Source organism: Rhodococcus sp. S3, assembly GCF_058211795.1.
In genome coordinates this window covers 3,142,388-3,158,009 of sequence record NZ_CM177074.1, presented here as the reverse complement: position 1 = coordinate 3,158,009, position 15,622 = coordinate 3,142,388, and the positions used below count along the sequence as shown (strand labels likewise).

Sequence of the window (15,622 nt, the reverse complement as noted above, 5' to 3'; positions counted from 1 at the left end):
CTCGGACGTGACCGGCGGACGGATCAGGCGACGCCCGGGTCCGCCATCGAGACCGGAGCGGCCGTCACGTCGTCGATCTTGTAGGTGCGGGCCGCCTCGACGGCCTTCTCACGATCGATCGCGCCTTCGCGGCCCAGCGCCGAGAGCACCGCGACGACCGTGGACTCGGCGTCGATGTTGAACACGCGGCGAGCGGCGCCACGGGTGTCGGAGAAGCCGAAGCCGTCGGCGCCGAGCACCGTGTAGTCGCCCGGAACCCACTTGCGGATCTGATCGGGCACCGCGCGCATCCAGTCGGACACCGCGACGAACGGACCCGCAGCGTCGTTGAGCACCGACGCGACATAGGGCACCGGAGCTTCCTCACCTGGGTTCAGCAGCGCCTGCCGGTCGCACTCGACACCGTCGCGACGCAGCTCGCCCCACGAGGTGACGGACCAGACGTCCGCGGACACACCCCACTCGTCGGCGAGGATCTCCTGCGCACGCAGCGCCTCGGGCATCATCACGCCCGAGACCAGGATCTGCGCCTTCGGACCCGACTCCTGGCCCCGCTTGTACAGGTAGATGCCCTTGAGCAGACCCTCGACGTCGAGGTCCTCCGGCTCGGCCGGCTGCGAGTACGGCTCGTTGTAGACGGTGATGTAGTAGAAGACGTCCTCGCCACCGAAGCCGTCGACACCGTCCGTGCCGCCGTACATCCGCCGCAGACCGTCGCGGAAGATGTGGGCGATCTCGTAGGAGAAGGCCGGGTCGTAGGTGACCGCGGCCGGGTTGGTCGACGCGAGCAGCAGTGAATGCCCGTCGGCGTGCTGCAGGCCCTCACCGGTCAGCGTGGTGCGACCGGCGGTCGCGCCGAGGACGAACCCGCGTGCCATCTGGTCGGCCGCCGCCCACAGGCCGTCGCCCGTGCGCTGGAAACCGAACATCGAGTAGAAGATGTACACGGGGATCATCGGCTCGCCGTGCGTCGAGTAGGACGTACCGACCGCCGTGAACGACGCCGTCGAACCGGCCTCGTTGATGCCCTCGTGCAGGATCTGCCCGACCTCGCTCTCCTTGTAGGCGAGCATCAGATCGGCGTCCACCGAGGTGTACAGCTGACCGTTGCGGTTGTAGATCTTCAGCGACGGGAACCACGAGTCCATACCGAAGGTACGGGCCTCGTCCGGGATGATCGGCACGATACGCTTGCCGATCTCCTTGTCGCGCAACAGTTCCTTGAGCACACGGACCGTCGCCATGGTGGTGGCGACCTCCTGCTTGCCCGAACCCTTGCGGACGACGTCGTAGGTCTTCTCCGCGGGCAGCGCCAACGGCTTCGCGGTGGTGCGGCGCTCCGGAAGGAAGCCGCCGAGGGCCCGGCGACGCTCGAGCATGTACTGGATCTCGGGCGACTCGAAGCCGGGGTGGTAGTACGGCGGCATCTTCGGATCCTTCTCGAGCTCTTCGTCCGAGATCGGGATCCGCTGGAGGTCGCGGAAGTACTTCAGGTCCTCGAGGGTGAGCTTCTTCATCTGGTGGGTCGCGTTACGGCCCTCGAAGTGCTTACCGAGCGTGTAGCCCTTGATGGTGTGCGCGAGGATCACCGTCGGCTGACCCTTGTGCTCCATCGCGGCCTTGTACGCCGCGTAGATCTTGCGGTAGTCGTGGCCGCCGCGCTTGAGATTCCAGATGTCCTGGTCGGACAGATCCTTGACCAGTTCCTTCGTCCGCGGGTCGCGGCCGAAGAAGTGCTCGCGCACGAACGCGCCGTCGTTGGCCTTGTACGTCTGGTAGTCGCCGTCGGGCGTGACGTTCATGAGATTGACCAGCGCGCCGTCCTTGTCGGCGTGCAGCAGGGCGTCCCACTCGCGGCCCCACACGACCTTGATGACGTTCCAGCCGGCGCCGCGGAAGAACGACTCCAGCTCCTGGATGATCTTGCCGTTGCCGCGCACCGGGCCGTCGAGACGCTGCAGGTTGCAGTTGACGACGAAGGTCAGGTTGTCGAGACCCTCGGTGGCCGCGACGTGCGCCAGGCCGCGCGACTCCGGCTCGTCCATCTCACCGTCACCGAGGAAGGCCCAGACGTGCTGGTCGGAGGTGTCCTTGATGCCGCGGTCGTGCAGGTAGTGGTTGAACCGTGCCTGGTAGATCGCGTTCATCGGGCCCAGGCCCATGGACACCGTCGGGAACTCCCAGAAGTTCGGGAGCAGGCGCGGGTGCGGGTACGACGGCAGGCCGCCGCCGAGCGAGGCGTGGCTGTGCTCCTGACGGAAGCCGTCGAGCTGCTCGGTGCCGATACGGCCCTCGAGGAAGGCGCGGGCATAGATACCGGGGGAGGCGTGGCCCTGGATGAAGACCTGGTCGCCGCCGCCGGGATGGTCCTTGCCGCGGAAGAAGTGGTTGAAGCCGACCTCGTACAGGGCGGCGGACGACGCGTAGGTGGAGATGTGACCACCGACGCCGACACCCGGACGCTGCGCGCGGGTGACCATGATCGCCGCGTTCCACCGGATGTACGCGCGGAAGCGACGCTCGACCTCCTCGTCACCGGGGAACCACGGTTCGCTCTCGGTGGGGATGGTGTTGACGTAGTCGGTGGAGGTCAGGGCGGGAAGGGAGACCTTGCGCTCGTTGGCACGCTCGAGCATGCGCAGCAGCAGGTAGCGCGCGCGGGTGGGACCCGCGGCCTCGAGCATCCCGTCGAACGACTCGAGCCACTCGTCGGTCTCCGCCGGATCGATATCCGGCAGGTAGGAGGCCACGCCCTCGCGGATCACCCGGACACGATTGTCCTTGGTCGATGCCGGCTTGGCCGAGGAACCCGGTCCCGACGCGCCCGGTGCGGCGCCTTGTCGGGAGTCGGATCCGTGGATCAGGTCTGTCAACGTCTGCTCCTCATCGTGGTGGGCGCGTAGGTGGAGCGCCCTCTCCGTCGGCCGGCTCTTGTGGGAGCCGACGCAATCGACATCTGAACATGATGCACCCCTCATCTTCCCCCATCCGCGACGAAGGATCACGCCGTGGCCCGGCCAACAGGACGGATCGGACACGGTGCGGGGTGGTGCAATGGGTCCCTCTCCAAAGATTCTCCCGCTTTTCCCAGCGATTCGGGTTGCGTTGAGGCTTCCGACGATGTTCGCTTTGACCAATTGATCGTCACGCCGGTACGCGGATCCGATTCGCGCACCACAACCCTTAGGAGGAGCCACCGTGGTCGCCGCGGCGGATGCCAAGAACTATGTCTCCAAGCTCGGTATCACTCACGACCACGTGGTGCAGGAACTCGGTTGGGACGAGGACACCGACGACGAGTTGAGAGCTGCGATCGAAGAGGTCACCGGTACCGAGCTGCTCGACGAGGACTCCGACGAGGTCGTCGACGTCGTGCTGCTGTGGTGGCGCGACAGCGACGGCGACCTGGTGGACACCCTCATGGACGCGATCGGTCCCCTCGCCGACGAGGGCGTCGTGTGGGTTCTCACCCCCAAGACCGGTCGCCCCGATCACGTCGAGCCCAGCGAGATCGCCGAGTCGGCCACCACGGCCGGCCTCACCCAGACCACGGCCACCAACCTCGGTGACTGGATCGGCAGCCGCCTCGTCCAGCCCAAGGCCGGCCGTCCCCGCCGCTGAACCGGCTCCCAGAACGTAAGGATCCACACGCATGCCGATCGCCGTGGGCACCGAAGCCCCCGATTTCACCCTCAAGGACCAGAACAACCAGGAAGTGACGCTGTCGAGCTTCCGGGGCAGCAAGAACGTGCTCCTGGTCTTCTACCCGCTCGCCTTCACCGGCGTCTGCCAGGGCGAGCTGTGCGCCGTCCGCGACGACCTACCCACCTTCGAGAACGACGACACTGCGATTCTCGCGGTGTCGGTCGGCCCGTCGCCGAGCCACAAGATCTGGGCGGCCGAGCAGGGCTACACCTTCCCGCTGCTGTCCGACTTCTGGCCGCACGGCGAGGTCGCGCAGGCCTACGGTGTGTTCAACGAGAAGTTCGGTTTCGCCAACCGCGGCACGTTCGTCATCGACAAGGACGGCATCGTGCAGTTCGCGGAGGAGAACCAGCCCGGAGAGGCCCGTGACCAGGGAGCTTGGGCCAGAGCGCTCGCCGCGCTAAAGTCCTGATGCGAAGTCGGCGGCACCTGCCGCCGTCTTTCGGGCGTGTAGCTCAGTGGTAGAGCTCTGGTTTTACACACCAGCGGTCGGGGGTTCGAAACCCTCCGCGCCCACAATCCTCTGTGCGATTCCGGTGGATCGAGCCCCGCTCAGCGGGGTCGGATCCACCCAGATCTAATGTCCCGCATTCACCGCCGCGACGAGCGTCGGCAGGTCGTCGGCGACGACGATCATGAGCGGCCGTTCCTTCGCGCTGCCACTGTGCGTGACGATCAACGCCGTCGGCGGCAGTTGCCCGCCCGCGGGCGGCGATAGCTTCTTGATCGCCTGCGGCACGGTGATGGTGCGGGGCAGGTGCGCGGCCCGCTCGTGTGGTTCGGCGAACTCCAGGGCCGCTCCGACGGTCTCGCCCTCGACGATCTCGTCCGTCGCGAGACGATGCGCGAGCCACCGGGCGATGCAGTTCGTCGTCAGCAACCCGAGATAGGTGTCGTCCTCGTAGATCGGGAACTGCGAGTAGTCGTGGCGCCGGATCTCGTCGAGCACCTCATTCAGCGGTGTGCCCGTCTCGAACACGGCGGGTGCCCGTCTCGGCAGGACCTGCAGCACCTTCGGCGGATCGATGATCCTGTCGCGCAGTCTCTCGATCGCCTCGACGACCTCCGGGACCGGATCGGCGACCGGCTTGCCCCCGTAGTAGTCCTGGTGCACGAGCGCGTTGCGCAGGTCCGCGAAGGCCCGGAGGGCGGGCAGATCGACCTGGGTGCGGTGACGCCGGGCGTACTCCTTGGCCATCCGGACGAAGCTCATGTGCTCCTCGTCCGTCTGCAACTGCCACTTGAAGTGGTTCTCGATGGCCGTGAACGCCGACAGGAACCGGATCGCTCCGCTGACCTCGTCCATCTCGTCTCCTTCGTGCGGAAGGGAGCCGTGGGGCGTCAGTCGCGCGGTTCCGCCGCGGTGCGGTAGGCGACGTCGAGCAACTCCACGAAGTGGTCGTCGAGTTCGTCGACCGACGAGACGCTCAGGCGGTGCGTCGTGACCGTCCCCTTCTTCGGGAACGCCTCACGCAGCGTCGCGTGGTGGATGCGCCGCGGCAGGTCCAGGGCCACCTCGAGACGCGAGGCGTAGACGAACGCCGCCGCGAACGGGCGACCCCGCGACCAGGAGATCTCCGACGCGTGGACGTGCTCGGTGACGTCGTCGCCGAGGTCGAGGATCATGGCGCGCACGTGCCGGAACACATCGACGGCGGCCGGATCCTTGTCGGCCAGGTAGTCGTCGACGGTCGCGTACATCGGGAGCTCCTCGAATCGGGGCAGGGTGGTCGGCTCGGTCACCGCGGCCGGCCGTATCGATCGGCGAGCTTCTCGCTCGCGGTGCGCGGTGCCGCTTCCGCCGGGGCCCCGGCTGCGTCACCACCGTCTTGCTGACCCTTGGTCTTCCTGCGCTCCCGCAGCTCGGCCCACACGAAGTAGCCCAGACCCAGCGGAGCCATGATCCCGAACGCCAGCCACTGCAGGCCGTACGACAAATACGGGCCGGAGTCGAGCTGGGGGAGCGGGATCACGCCGAGACCACCGGGCTGATCGGCGTCGAGCTGCAGGTAGACGTCCTCGAGGTCGAGACCCGTGATGGACGCGACCTGCGGGGCGTCGATGAAGTACACCTGCTGGTAGCCGGCGTCCACGAAGGGGGCCTTGTCCTCGACCGTTCCCTCGGACATCCGGATGCGGGCGTCGAGGGTGACGGTGCCGGACGGCGCGACCGGGATCTCCGGGATCTCGGTGCCGCGCACGGGACGCACGTACCCGCGGTTGACCAGGATCGTGCCACCGGAATCGAGGACGAACGGGGTCAGCACCTCGTAGGCCGGCCGCGACTCGACGTTGCGCAACCGCACGAGCACGTCCGACTCGGGCAGATAAGAGCCCTGCGCGAGCACGCGGCGCCACTCGTCCTCGATCGTCGGACCGTCGCCGCCCAGCAGTTCGCCGACGGGAACCGGGTCCTGTGCCATCGACGCAGAGATGCGGCTGTTGCGGTCCTCGGTGCTCGTGTTCTTACCGAGCTGCCACGGCGCGAGGACCGTGAAGCACGCGTAGGCGAAGCCGACGACCACCAGTGCCAGGACCAACCAGCCGGGGCGTAGGAGAAATGTCAATCGGCGCACAGATCCACGGTAGCCGGTGAGGTGCGTCTCACTGCTGCCGCACCCGCTCGAGCAGGCCCGGAACAGCGGCTTCGATCTGCTCGCGGACCTGCTCGAACTCGTCGAGGGAGCCGTAGTACGGATCGGGCACCGAATCGTCGTCGGCGTCGGGATCGAACGAACGCAGCAGCACACGGCGATCGGACGGGACACCGAGCTGCGCCAGTGCCCGCTCGTGGGTGGTGGTCATGGCGACGACGAGGTCGGCCGACAGGTGCTCGGCACCGAGCTTCGCGGCGCGGTGACCGGTCGGATAGCCGTGCCGCTGCAGCACCGCGTCGGTGCGCGGATCCGCCTCCGACCCGACGTGCCAGCCGTGCGTGCCGGCGCTGCTCACCCGGACCCGGTCGTCGAGTCCCTCCCGCCGCAGGTGCTCCGCGAAGATCTTCTCGGCCATCGGCGACCGGCAGATGTTGCCGGTGCACACGAAGGTCACGTGGAAGCGGTCGTCAGCGTCCACCCGTGAGCACCTCCCGCAGTTCCTGGACCGAGGCGGTCGTCCGCGCCGCCGCACGACCTTCGGTCTCGGTGCCGTAGCCCCACTCGACGAAGACCGTGGGGATGCCGAACCGGCCCGCACCGTGGATGTCGTGCTCGCGGTCGCCCACCATCACCACACCGGTCGTGCCACCGGCCTCGGCATCCTGCGGCTCGATCCCGAGAGCGGTGAGGCTGTGCGCGACGACCTCCCACTTGTGCCGCCGGGCGCCGTCGTCGCTCGCACCCCCGATGAACTCGAAGTATCCGGTCAGACCGAAGTGGTCGAGGATCCGCTCGGCGAACGTCTGGGACTTCGACGTCGCCACCGCCAGGCGGCTCCCGGCCCCGCGCACGGCCTCGAGCACCGCGTCGATGCCGTCGAAGACGGCGTTCTCCGCCCAGCCGGTCGCGGAGTAGTAGTCCCGGTAGGCGGCGAGTCCCGCAGCGACCTGCTCCTCGTCGAGTCCGAGATTCTGCAGGGTGTCGCGCATGGGCGGTCCGAGCAGCCACTGCAGGTCGCCGTCGGGTGCCTCGAAACCGGTCGTCTCGGCGGCGTGGAGGAACCCGTTGATCACCCCGGTCGCGGAATCGGTGAGCGTGCCGTCCAGATCGAACAGGACGACGGGAGCGGGGAGCACGAGCGGCTGGGTGGCAGCGAGAACGGTCACCGGGCCATTCTCCCCGTTCGTCCGGTCTTCCGCCGCGTAGGGTCGTGCGCGTAGGAGAGAGCGGACCAGCTGGAGGTGGACGTGACGGCGGCGACGCTGCGTGAGGTGATCGACGTTCTGGAGACGGCCTACCCGCCGTCGCTGGCGGAGAGCTGGGACTCGGTGGGACTCGTCGCCGGCGACCCCGACGAGCCGGTGCGCAAGGTGCTGCTCGCCGTCGACGCGACCGCGGCCGTCGTCGACGAGGCACTCGAATGGGGCGCGCAACTGCTGCTCGTGCACCACCCGCTGCTGCTGCGCGGAGTCGACACCGTGGGCGCGCACACCCCCAAGGGCGCGCTGATCCACCGCCTCATCCGCGGCGGCTGCGCCCTGTTCACCGCGCACACCAACGCCGACCGCGCGAACCCCGGCGTCTCGGACGCGCTCGCCGGGGCGCTGGGCCTGACCGGGCTGCGACCGCTCGAGGCCAAGCCCGAACCGGCGACCGACAAGTGGGTCGTCATGGTGCCGTCCGACGCCGCCGACGCGGTGCGCGCGGGACTGTTCGAGGCGGGCGCGGGTGCCCTCGGCAACTACCGCGAATGCTGCTGGTCCACCACGGGCACCGGCCAGTTCCGCCCGGTCGACGGCGCGGATCCGGCCATCGGCTCGGTCGGTGACCTCGAACGCGTCCCCGAGGACCGGATCGAGGTCATCGCGCCGCGCCGGTCGCGCGCGGCGGTGCTCGCGGCCCTGCGCGATGCGCACCCCTATGAGGAACCGGCCTTCGACATCATCGAACTCGCCGACCTGCCGAGCGATCGCGGTCTGGGCCGGGTGGGGGAGCTGCCGCACACCCGCACGTTGCGCGAGTTCACTGCCGACGTCGCCGCCGCACTGCCGGCCACCGAATGGGGTGTGCGCGGTGCGGGCGACCCCGAGCGGCCGGTGCGGACCGTGGCGGTGTGCGGCGGATCCGGTGATTCCTTCCTCGGACTCGCCACCGCGCAGGGTGCCGACGTCTACGTCACCGCCGATCTGAGGCACCATCCCGCCGACGAGCATCTGCGCGCCGGAGGTCCCGCGCTGGTGGATGTCGCGCACTGGGCGAGCGAGTACCCGTGGTGCGCGCAGGCCCGCGACGTCCTCGACGGGGCGTTCGCCGATCGGGACGGCTGGCAGGCGCGGGTCAGCGAGTTGCGCACCGATCCCTGGACGACCGCGGCGGGCGCGGTACGGTAATCAGCTACGACACGTCCCGCGTGCCCGCCGACTCCCGGCCCACCATCGAAAGCAGGAACCACCCGAGTGAACGTCGAACCCACCGTGCAGGCCAAGCTGCTGTCCCTCGCCGCCGTGGACGCAGAGCTGAACCGCCTCGCGCATCGCCGTCGGACACTGCCCGAACAGCAGGAGGTGGACCGCCTGCAGACCGAGCGCAACGCGCGCAAGGACGCCGCGGTGGCCGTCGAGATCATCCTCGACGACCTCGACCGGGACATCCGGAAGCTCGAGGGCGAGATCGAGGCCGTGCGCATGCGCGCCGACCGCGACCGGTCGATGCTCCAGAGCGGCTCGGTGGGATCGAAGCAGCTCACCGAACTGCAGCACGAGCTCACCAGCCTCGAGCGTCGTCAGGCGGCACTCGAGGACGACCTGCTCGAGGTCATGGAGCGACGCGAGGCGTCGAAGGCCGACCACGACCACGCCGGCGCGCAGGTTTCGCAGGTCGACGACCAGCTCGGCGACGCCGTCCGCGCCCGCGACGAGGCGCTCGCCGACATCGAGGTGGCCGAGCAGCGGTGCCGCAGCGACCGCGAGGCACTGCTCGCCGTCTTCCCCGCGGAACTGGTGACCCTCTACGAGAAGCAGCGCGAGAAGTCCGGCATCGGCGCCGCACTGTTGCAGGCCCGTCGTTGCGGCGCGTGCCGTATCGAGCTCGACCGCGGTGTGATCGCCCGGATCGCCGCCGCACCCGCCGACCTGCTGGTCCGGTGCCCGGAGTGCGACGCGATCCTGGTCCGCACCAAGGAATCCGGGCTGTGACGACGGTCGTCGTCGAAGCGGACGGCGGTTCCCGCGGGAATCCCGGACCGGCCGGCTACGGTGCCGTGGTCTTCGATGCCGACCATCGCACCGTCCTCGCCGAACGTCAAGCGAGCATCGGGCGCGCGACGAACAACGTCGCCGAGTACAAGGGCCTGATCGCCGGTCTCACCGCCGCCGCCGAACTGGGCGCCGACGAAGTGCACGTCCGCATGGATTCCAAGCTCGTCGTCGAACAGATGAGCGGCCGGTGGCAGGTCAAGCATGCCGACATGATCCCGCTGGCCGCGCGGGCACGTGAGCTGGCCGGCCGGTTCCGCAGTGTCGACTACACGTGGATCCCGCGTGCTGAGAACGCCCACGCCGACCGGTTGGCCAACGCCGCGATGGACGCGGCGGCCGAAGCGATGCTGGACGTCGCGTCCGACACCGTGGCGCGCCCGGTGCAGGTGGGCGCGCGGACCGAGAACGTCACGACCCCGCCGGTCGTGCCGGTGCCGGATCCGGCCGTTCCCGCCTCGCCCGGCTGGACCGGTGCGGTCGGGACACCGACCCGTCTGCTGCTGCTGCGTCACGGGCAGACCTCGCTGTCGGTCGAGCGTCGCTACTCGGGGCGGGGCAACCCGGAGCTCACCGAACTCGGTCGCGACCAGGCGGTCGCCGCGGCCCGGCGGCTCGGTGCCCGTGGGGGGATCACCGCGGTGCTGTCGTCTCCACTGGGGCGCGCGCGGGAGACCGCCGCTGCGGCCGCGGACGCCCTCGATCTCCCGGTGACGGTGCACGACGGACTCATCGAGACGGATTTCGGCGACTGGGAGGGTCTCACCTTCGCCGAGGCCGCTCGTCGCGACCCCGAACTGCACCGGCGCTGGCTCGGCGACACCTCCGTGCGACCCCCGAACGGCGAGAGCTTCGACGAGGTGGCCAAGCGGATCGCGTCGGTGCGCGACGACCTGTTGACCGACTACGCCGGCACGACCGTGCTCGTCGTCTCGCACGTCACGCCCATCAAGACGTTCCTGCAGATGGCGCTCGAATCGGGGCCGTCGCTGCTGTACCGCCTGCACCTGGATCTCGCGTCGCTCAGCATCACCGAGTTCTACGCGGACGGTGGCTCGTCGGTGCGGCTCGTCAACGACACCTCGCACCTGTGAACGGGTAGCGGTCGCGAAACGAAAAGTGGCCGCGCAGACATGTCGGGGGGTTGCCTGCGCGGCCACTCATCAGGCTTATCTGTCGGCCGCCCGACCGTGTTACACGGTTGCCGGGAAAATTTTTCCCGGCGGGGATGTCAGGTGGTGCAACCGGACCGGGATTCCTGGCCGGCGAATCGCTGAGCGAGCCAGTCGAGGCCTTCGACGACGGCCGGGAACATGCCGATCAGGTGGCCCGTCCCGGTCTTCGTCAGGACGGGTCCGACGTCGTAGCGGCGGTAGGTGACGTCGGCGCCGGCCGAGCACCACTTGTCGACCATCGTGTCGACACCCTGCACGAGCACGAAGTCGTCGCCGGTGCTCTGCGCCACGAAGACCGGCATCGACGGGGCGCGGTTGCCGAGTTGTTGCTCGGCGACCAGCGACGCCCACGGCTCGTCACCGAGGTGCTGGGCGATGGGCCGTCCGTCGACCGTGTACGACGAGGTCTGCCCGAACGGATTCAGGGTGAACGCGTCGAAGACGCAGGACGTCTCGGCGCGACGCAGGACGTCGAGTCCGGCAGGATTGAACGCCGCCAGCAGCGACGGGGCGTGCTCGGGGTAGGCCGAGATGAAACCGTCGACGACCCAGCCGATCCCGCCGGAGAGCAGGGATCCGTCGCCGGCCACGGCGAGATCGCCCAGGTCGGCGGGCGGTGAGCCCGCCACGGCGCCGACCACCGACAGTTCGGGGGCGTACGTCGAGGCGAGTTCGGCAGCCGATGCGGATGCCATGCCGCCCTGCGAATATCCCCAGAACGCGATCGGGCCGTCGGGGTCGAGACCGAGATCGCCGAGCGACCGGGTGGCGCGCGCGAGGTCGAGCATCGCCCGTCCCTGCGACTCGCGGTTGAGATAGGGGTGCACGCCGGGTGTGCCGAGTCCTTCGTAGTCGGTGACCGCGACGGCGTAACCGGCCGCGAGCATCGGACCGATGTGGATGTACTCGTACTCCTGGCCGAAGGTCATGAGCTTCGACGGTGCGCACTGGTCGCCCATGCCCTGCGTGCCGGGACCGAGCACGACGGTGGGCCGGGGTCCGGGGCCGGACCACGGTTGCGACGGGACGAGCACGGTGCCGACGGTGGCGACCGGACCCCCGGTGGCGTTCGTGCTGCGGTACATCACGCGGGTGACGGCCGCGTCGAGGACGGCCGGGGTGTTCGGGACGACGGCGGCGACCGACGGTGCGGTGCGCAGGACGTCGCCGAGCGGCGCCGTCTCGAAGGCCGGAGGGGGCGTGTAGAAGTCGGTGTCCGACTCCGCGTTCGCCACTGTCGGTGTGGTCGCGAGGAGCGCGGCCGCGGCGATCGAGGCGAATACTCCGGTGCGCCTGCGCATCCTGGACCTTCCGAACGGAACGAACGTCGAGGAGGGACGCTACCTGCAGTCTGTACGCAGGTGCAATGGATCCTCCCGATGAAGCGGCAGGCCGGTGACCTGCTCGGTCAGACGAGTCGCCGCAGCGTGTTGAGATTCCGGACGGTCGTCGTCGCCTTGTTCCGGGCCGAACCCGACTGCTTCCCCACGGCACTGTCGAGCGTCGCCCCCTTCACGACCTGCCAGTAGAGGACACCCTCGCCCGCTTCGATGCATTCGAGGTCCGGATCGAGATCGTCCGCGAGGGCGGCCAGCGGTTCGAGCGCGGCGGGATCGGAGGCGAACACGACGTACGAATGCCGGTCGGTGCGTGCGGCGTCGAAGGGATACGCCTCGACGACCCGCGCGAGATACGACTGCTCGACGACGAAGGTGTAGGCCTCGTAACCGAACCGCTCGGTGAGCGCGGCCTCGATCGCGGCCTTCGCGGTGGCGGGGTCGTCCGCGGCGTCGAAGAGCACGTTGCCGGAGGCGAGGACGGTGCGGACGTTCTCGAAGCCGAGGCCGACGAAGACCTCCTTCAGATCGGCCATCCGGATTCGGATGCCGCCGACGTTGATTCCGCGCAGCAGGGCCACGAGTCGCGTCATGAGTGCACCGTAGTTGGCGGCGCCGACACACCGCGGGCTAGTCTGGTCGAGCGAACGAGTCGGCCGGGCGGCCGCGGAGCAGGGAACCGGTACCGCATGGTGCCAGGCCCTGAATCGAGGAAAGTCCGGACTCCACAGAGCAGGGCGGTTGCTAACGGCAACCCGAGGTGACTCGCGGGACAGTGCCACAGAAAGCAAACCGCCTGCCGTACGGCAGGTAAGGGTGAAAGGGTGCGGTAAGAGCGCACCAGCGCCCCGGGTGACCGGGGCGGCTAGGTAAACCCCGCCCGGAGCAAGGTTGAAGGTCGCACCGCGTGCGGTGCGGCTGCGCAGGTGTTCGAGGGCTGCTCGCCCGAGCCTGCGGGTGAACCGCTCGAGGTACCCGGCGACGGTGTGCCCAGATGGATGGTCGCCACCCCGTTTCGGCGGGGGACAGGATCCGGCTTACAGGCCGGCTCGTTCGCCCGGCGTCTCCCGATCCCACCGCGTTGCTGCCGGTCGGGTCAGATCGGATCGATGACCAGCAGGTGCGCCCAGTACGAGGCCGCATCCGGACCCAGCCAGGGCAGCAACGCGTCGTAGAGGATGTAGGACATTGCTTGCTCCTTCGTTCGGACATCGAGCACGGGTGTGCGGCCCGACAGTACCGCGCCACGCCTGCCGACGGGTTGTCCGTACAGACAGGCGCGATTCGGGCACACTGAGACCATGAGCGACGACGGCTGGTACTACGACGTGCGCACCGGGAAGGTCTCCCAGGGCAAGGATCCGCACGCCCTCAACCGCATGGGTCCCTACCCGGACAGGGAGACCGCTCAGCGGGCGCTGGAGATCGCGGCAGAACGGAACAAGGCGGCCGACGCCGCCGACGACGACTGGAAGAACGGCTGAGTTCGACGACGAGCATCCGGACCACCAGGAGTTCACGAGCATCGTGGTGACCACTCCCATCGTCGTCGCGCCTGCGATCGACTTCGCCGACGTGCGCGCCGAATTCGACCTTGTCGACGAGTTCTCGCCGGACGCACTCGCCGAGGCGCGACACGCGACCGACCGCTACGCGGACGTCCGTGAGGACCGCACCGATCTTCCTCTCGTGACCATCGACCCACCCGGATCGATGGACCTCGACCAGGCACTGCACCTCGAACGCACCGACGACGGCTTCGTACTGCACTACGCGATCGCCGACGTGTACGCACTCGTCGAACCGGGTGGCGCGCTGGACGCCGAGACACACCGCCGTGGGCAGACCTTCTACCTGCCCGACGGCTCCGTGCCGCTGCATCCGCGCGAGCTGTCCGAGGGCACCGCGAGCCTGCTGCCGGACGCCGGCCGTCCGGCGGCGCTGTGGCGGATCGAGACCGACCACCGCGCCGAGCCCGTCGCGGTGAGTGTGCGGCGCGCCCTCGTCCGGTCGGTCGCACGCATGGACTACGCCGGAGTGCAGCGCGACGCCGACGCGGGCCGGCTGCATCCGTCCGTCGAGGCGTTGCCCGACTTCGGGCGGTTGCGGGCGGCCGCGGCGCTCGCTCGTGGAGCGATCGAACTGCGCCTGCCCGCGCAGGACGTCGTGCAGCACGGCGACGGCTGGACGCTGCAGATCGAGCCGCGCACCGAGGCCGACGAGTGGAACTCGGAGATCTCGCTGCTCACCGGGATGTGCGCCGCGCAGATGATGATCGACGCGCGGGTCGGCCTGCTGCGCACGCTCCCGCCCGCCGATCCCGCCGCGGTCGATACTCTGCGCCGCACCGCGCGGTCGCTGGACGTGCCGTGGCCGTCGGGGCTCGGTGTCGGTGCCTTCCTCGCCTCGCTCGACGCCAACGACCCGAAGACGCTCGTGCTGATGAGCGAAGCGCCGACGCTGCTGCGCGGGGCGTCGTATGCGGCGTTCGACGGTGAACTGCCCGAGACGATCCTGCACGGCGCGATCGGTGCGCCCTACGCGCACGTCACCGCGCCGCTGCGCCGGTTGTCCGACCGCTACGCCACCGAGGTGTGTCTCGCGGTGTCGTCGGGCCGGGACGTCCCGGAGGCGGTCCGCGCCGAACTGTCCGCGATGCCGAAGATCATGTCGTCGACCGATTCGCTCGCCGGGAAGGTGAACCGGGCATGCATCGACCTGACCGAGGCGGTCGTGCTCGCGCCGCGGGTGGGGGAGACCTTCGAGGCGACGGTCCTGAAGGAGGCCACCGAGCGGCGCGACGCGGAGGTGTTCGTCGCCTCCGAGACCGTCATCGGCCCGTGCGGCGGTGCGCCGGAGGAGGGCGGCACGGTGCGGGTGCGGCTCACCCTCGCCGACCCGCAGGCACGCAAGATCCGCTTCGACCATGACCGGTGAGACGACGCGGCGGCGACGGCCGGTCGCTGCCGTCCTCGCCGTTGTGCTCGCACTGTGTGCGGTGCTCGCGCTGCTCGTGTGGTGGATCCTGCCGAACCGGCTGTTCCCGTGGGACAGTGCGGCATTCCCGGAGATCGACACCTCGGCGTTGTCGCCGACGCAGGTGCGGATCGTCGAACTGCTCGAGGAACAACACGAGGCGCAACATCCCGGCACGTTCTACTCGGAGGGTGTCCGCGAACCGTGGTGTGCCGACTTCGTCAGCTGGATCATGCGGGAAGCCGGTGTGCCACTGTCCAATCCGCATTCGGGGCACTGGCGGATCCCCGGTGTGTTCACGCTCCAGGAGTTCTACGAACAGGCCGGCCGCTACGAACCGGCGGGCACGGGCCACCGGCCGGAGGTCGGCGATGTGGTGCTGTACCACAACGGGATCGGCGTCGGTCAGCGCGAGCACACGAACATCGTCGTCGCCGTCGACGGTGATTCCGCGATCACCGTCGGCGGCAACGAGATGGGCCGCATCCGCGTCCACGAACTCGACGTGACCGGGGACGACGCCGTGGTCGGCTTCGGGCGGCTGCCGGACTGATCCGCCCCGGCGGCTGCCCGCCTGA

Annotated in this window: 16 protein-coding genes, 1 tRNA gene and 1 other RNA gene; 10 read left to right on the top strand and 8 right to left on the bottom strand. The window is 69.2% G+C overall.

The window, feature by feature from the left end; all coding sequences use genetic code 11:
- Nucleotides 1-23 precede the first annotated feature (23 nt).
- Nucleotides 24-2,873, bottom strand: coding sequence for a pyruvate dehydrogenase (acetyl-transferring), homodimeric type (gene aceE, locus AC0LPE_RS14750; RefSeq protein ID WP_088897245.1), 2,850 nt, complete (start codon nucleotides 2,871-2,873; stop codon nucleotides 24-26).
- A 325-nt stretch (nucleotides 2,874-3,198) separates the two neighbouring features.
- Between aceE and AC0LPE_RS14745 the strand changes: the two genes are divergently transcribed.
- The 3 genes from AC0LPE_RS14745 to AC0LPE_RS14735 all read left to right on the top strand — a co-directional run bounded on the left by AC0LPE_RS14745 (nucleotide 3,199) and on the right by AC0LPE_RS14735 (nucleotide 4,221).
- On the top strand, nucleotides 3,199-3,621 hold the full coding sequence (locus AC0LPE_RS14745; RefSeq protein WP_016933310.1) for a DUF3052 domain-containing protein: 423 nt from the start codon (nucleotides 3,199-3,201) through the stop codon (nucleotides 3,619-3,621).
- 31 nt (nucleotides 3,622-3,652) lie between these two features.
- Nucleotides 3,653-4,117: a peroxiredoxin gene (locus tag AC0LPE_RS14740; RefSeq protein ID WP_016693279.1), complete on the top strand. Its 465-nt coding sequence runs from the start codon at nucleotides 3,653-3,655 to the stop codon at nucleotides 4,115-4,117.
- 32 nt (nucleotides 4,118-4,149) lie between these two features.
- Nucleotides 4,150-4,221: transfer RNA gene (locus tag AC0LPE_RS14735), tRNA-Val, on the top strand.
- A 61-nt stretch (nucleotides 4,222-4,282) separates the two neighbouring features.
- Here the strand turns inward: AC0LPE_RS14735 and AC0LPE_RS14730 are convergent.
- From AC0LPE_RS14730 to AC0LPE_RS14710, 5 genes are read right to left on the bottom strand one after another with little or no spacing between them, the layout of a single operon-like run.
- The gene (locus tag AC0LPE_RS14730) at nucleotides 4,283-5,011 is read right to left on the bottom strand and encodes a CBS domain-containing protein (RefSeq protein WP_088897246.1); all 729 of its coding nucleotides are present in this window, start codon (nucleotides 5,009-5,011) and stop codon (nucleotides 4,283-4,285) included.
- Nucleotides 5,012-5,046: 35 nt separating this feature from the next.
- The gene (locus AC0LPE_RS14725) at nucleotides 5,047-5,448 is read right to left on the bottom strand and encodes a DUF5655 domain-containing protein (protein ID WP_016690843.1); all 402 of its coding nucleotides are present in this window, start codon (nucleotides 5,446-5,448) and stop codon (nucleotides 5,047-5,049) included.
- The gene (locus AC0LPE_RS14720; RefSeq protein ID WP_490604740.1) at nucleotides 5,445-6,281 is read right to left on the bottom strand and encodes an SURF1 family cytochrome oxidase biogenesis protein; all 837 of its coding nucleotides are present in this window, start codon (nucleotides 6,279-6,281) and stop codon (nucleotides 5,445-5,447) included. Before AC0LPE_RS14720 ends, AC0LPE_RS14725 begins: the two co-directional genes overlap by 4 nt.
- A 28-nt stretch (nucleotides 6,282-6,309) precedes the next feature.
- Nucleotides 6,310-6,780: a low molecular weight protein-tyrosine-phosphatase gene (locus AC0LPE_RS14715; protein WP_016690841.1), complete on the bottom strand. Its 471-nt coding sequence runs from the start codon at nucleotides 6,778-6,780 to the stop codon at nucleotides 6,310-6,312.
- Nucleotides 6,770-7,468, bottom strand: coding sequence for an HAD hydrolase-like protein (locus AC0LPE_RS14710; protein WP_088897248.1), 699 nt, complete (start codon nucleotides 7,466-7,468; stop codon nucleotides 6,770-6,772). The genes AC0LPE_RS14715 and AC0LPE_RS14710 overlap by 11 nt, the downstream gene beginning before the upstream one ends.
- Nucleotides 7,469-7,543: 75 nt before the next feature.
- On the opposite strand from AC0LPE_RS14710, the gene AC0LPE_RS14705 reads away from it, so the two are divergent.
- The 3 genes from AC0LPE_RS14705 to AC0LPE_RS14695 all read left to right on the top strand — a co-directional run bounded on the left by AC0LPE_RS14705 (nucleotide 7,544) and on the right by AC0LPE_RS14695 (nucleotide 10,650).
- Nucleotides 7,544-8,692 carry a Nif3-like dinuclear metal center hexameric protein gene (locus tag AC0LPE_RS14705; RefSeq protein WP_490604739.1) on the top strand — a complete coding sequence of 383 codons (1,149 nt, stop codon included), beginning with the start codon at nucleotides 7,544-7,546 and terminating at the stop codon, nucleotides 8,690-8,692.
- A 66-nt stretch (nucleotides 8,693-8,758) separates the two neighbouring features.
- Entirely contained in the window at nucleotides 8,759-9,496 is a 738-nt protein-coding gene (locus AC0LPE_RS14700) for a zinc ribbon domain-containing protein (protein ID WP_016690838.1), read from the top strand.
- Nucleotides 9,493-10,650 (top strand): bifunctional RNase H/acid phosphatase, encoded by a 1,158-nt coding sequence (locus AC0LPE_RS14695; RefSeq protein ID WP_160875584.1) that lies wholly within the window; start codon nucleotides 9,493-9,495, stop codon nucleotides 10,648-10,650. The genes AC0LPE_RS14700 and AC0LPE_RS14695 overlap by 4 nt, the downstream gene beginning before the upstream one ends.
- Nucleotides 10,651-10,787: 137 nt before the next feature.
- Here AC0LPE_RS14695 and AC0LPE_RS14690 read toward each other — a convergent pair whose 3' ends face one another.
- Together AC0LPE_RS14690 and AC0LPE_RS14685 are read right to left on the bottom strand one after the other, a co-directional pair.
- Complete coding sequence (locus AC0LPE_RS14690; RefSeq protein WP_088897251.1) at nucleotides 10,788-12,032, bottom strand: lipase family protein; 1,245 nt, start codon at nucleotides 12,030-12,032, stop codon at nucleotides 10,788-10,790.
- Nucleotides 12,033-12,139: 107 nt separating this feature from the next.
- A complete protein-coding gene (locus tag AC0LPE_RS14685) occupies nucleotides 12,140-12,661 on the bottom strand; it encodes a DUF1697 domain-containing protein (RefSeq protein ID WP_088897252.1) in 522 nt (173 codons plus the stop codon).
- 55 nt (nucleotides 12,662-12,716) lie between these two features.
- On the opposite strand from AC0LPE_RS14685, the gene rnpB reads away from it, so the two are divergent.
- The 4 genes from rnpB to AC0LPE_RS14665 all read left to right on the top strand — a co-directional run bounded on the left by rnpB (nucleotide 12,717) and on the right by AC0LPE_RS14665 (nucleotide 15,597).
- Nucleotides 12,717-13,124, top strand: an RNA gene (rnpB, locus tag AC0LPE_RS14680) — RNase P RNA component class A.
- 245 nt (nucleotides 13,125-13,369) lie between these two features.
- Complete coding sequence (locus AC0LPE_RS14675) at nucleotides 13,370-13,552, top strand: hypothetical protein (protein WP_006554424.1); 183 nt, start codon at nucleotides 13,370-13,372, stop codon at nucleotides 13,550-13,552.
- A gap of 43 nt (nucleotides 13,553-13,595) precedes the next feature.
- Nucleotides 13,596-15,005: an RNB domain-containing ribonuclease gene (locus tag AC0LPE_RS14670; RefSeq protein WP_490604738.1), complete on the top strand. Its 1,410-nt coding sequence runs from the start codon at nucleotides 13,596-13,598 to the stop codon at nucleotides 15,003-15,005.
- Nucleotides 14,995-15,597 (top strand): CHAP domain-containing protein, encoded by a 603-nt coding sequence (locus AC0LPE_RS14665; protein WP_160875578.1) that lies wholly within the window; start codon nucleotides 14,995-14,997, stop codon nucleotides 15,595-15,597. Before AC0LPE_RS14670 ends, AC0LPE_RS14665 begins: the two co-directional genes overlap by 11 nt.
- Nucleotides 15,598-15,622 lie beyond the last annotated feature (25 nt).

What these genes read in the sequence shown, in the direction of transcription:
- AC0LPE_RS14690 (WP_088897251.1), bottom strand. Translation starts at nt 12,032, where the DNA reads ATGCGCAGGCGCACCGGAGTATTCGCCTCGATCGCCGCGGCCGCGCTC.
- AC0LPE_RS14740 (WP_016693279.1), top strand. Translation starts at nt 3,653, where the DNA reads ATGCCGATCGCCGTGGGCACCGAAGCCCCCGATTTCACCCTCAAGGAC.
- AC0LPE_RS14730 (WP_088897246.1), bottom strand. Translation starts at nt 5,011, where the DNA reads ATGGACGAGGTCAGCGGAGCGATCCGGTTCCTGTCGGCGTTCACGGCC.
- AC0LPE_RS14675 (WP_006554424.1), top strand. Translation starts at nt 13,370, where the DNA reads ATGAGCGACGACGGCTGGTACTACGACGTGCGCACCGGGAAGGTCTCC.
- AC0LPE_RS14665 (WP_160875578.1), top strand. Translation starts at nt 14,995, where the DNA reads ATGACCGGTGAGACGACGCGGCGGCGACGGCCGGTCGCTGCCGTCCTC.
- AC0LPE_RS14685 (WP_088897252.1), bottom strand. Translation starts at nt 12,661, where the DNA reads ATGACGCGACTCGTGGCCCTGCTGCGCGGAATCAACGTCGGCGGCATC.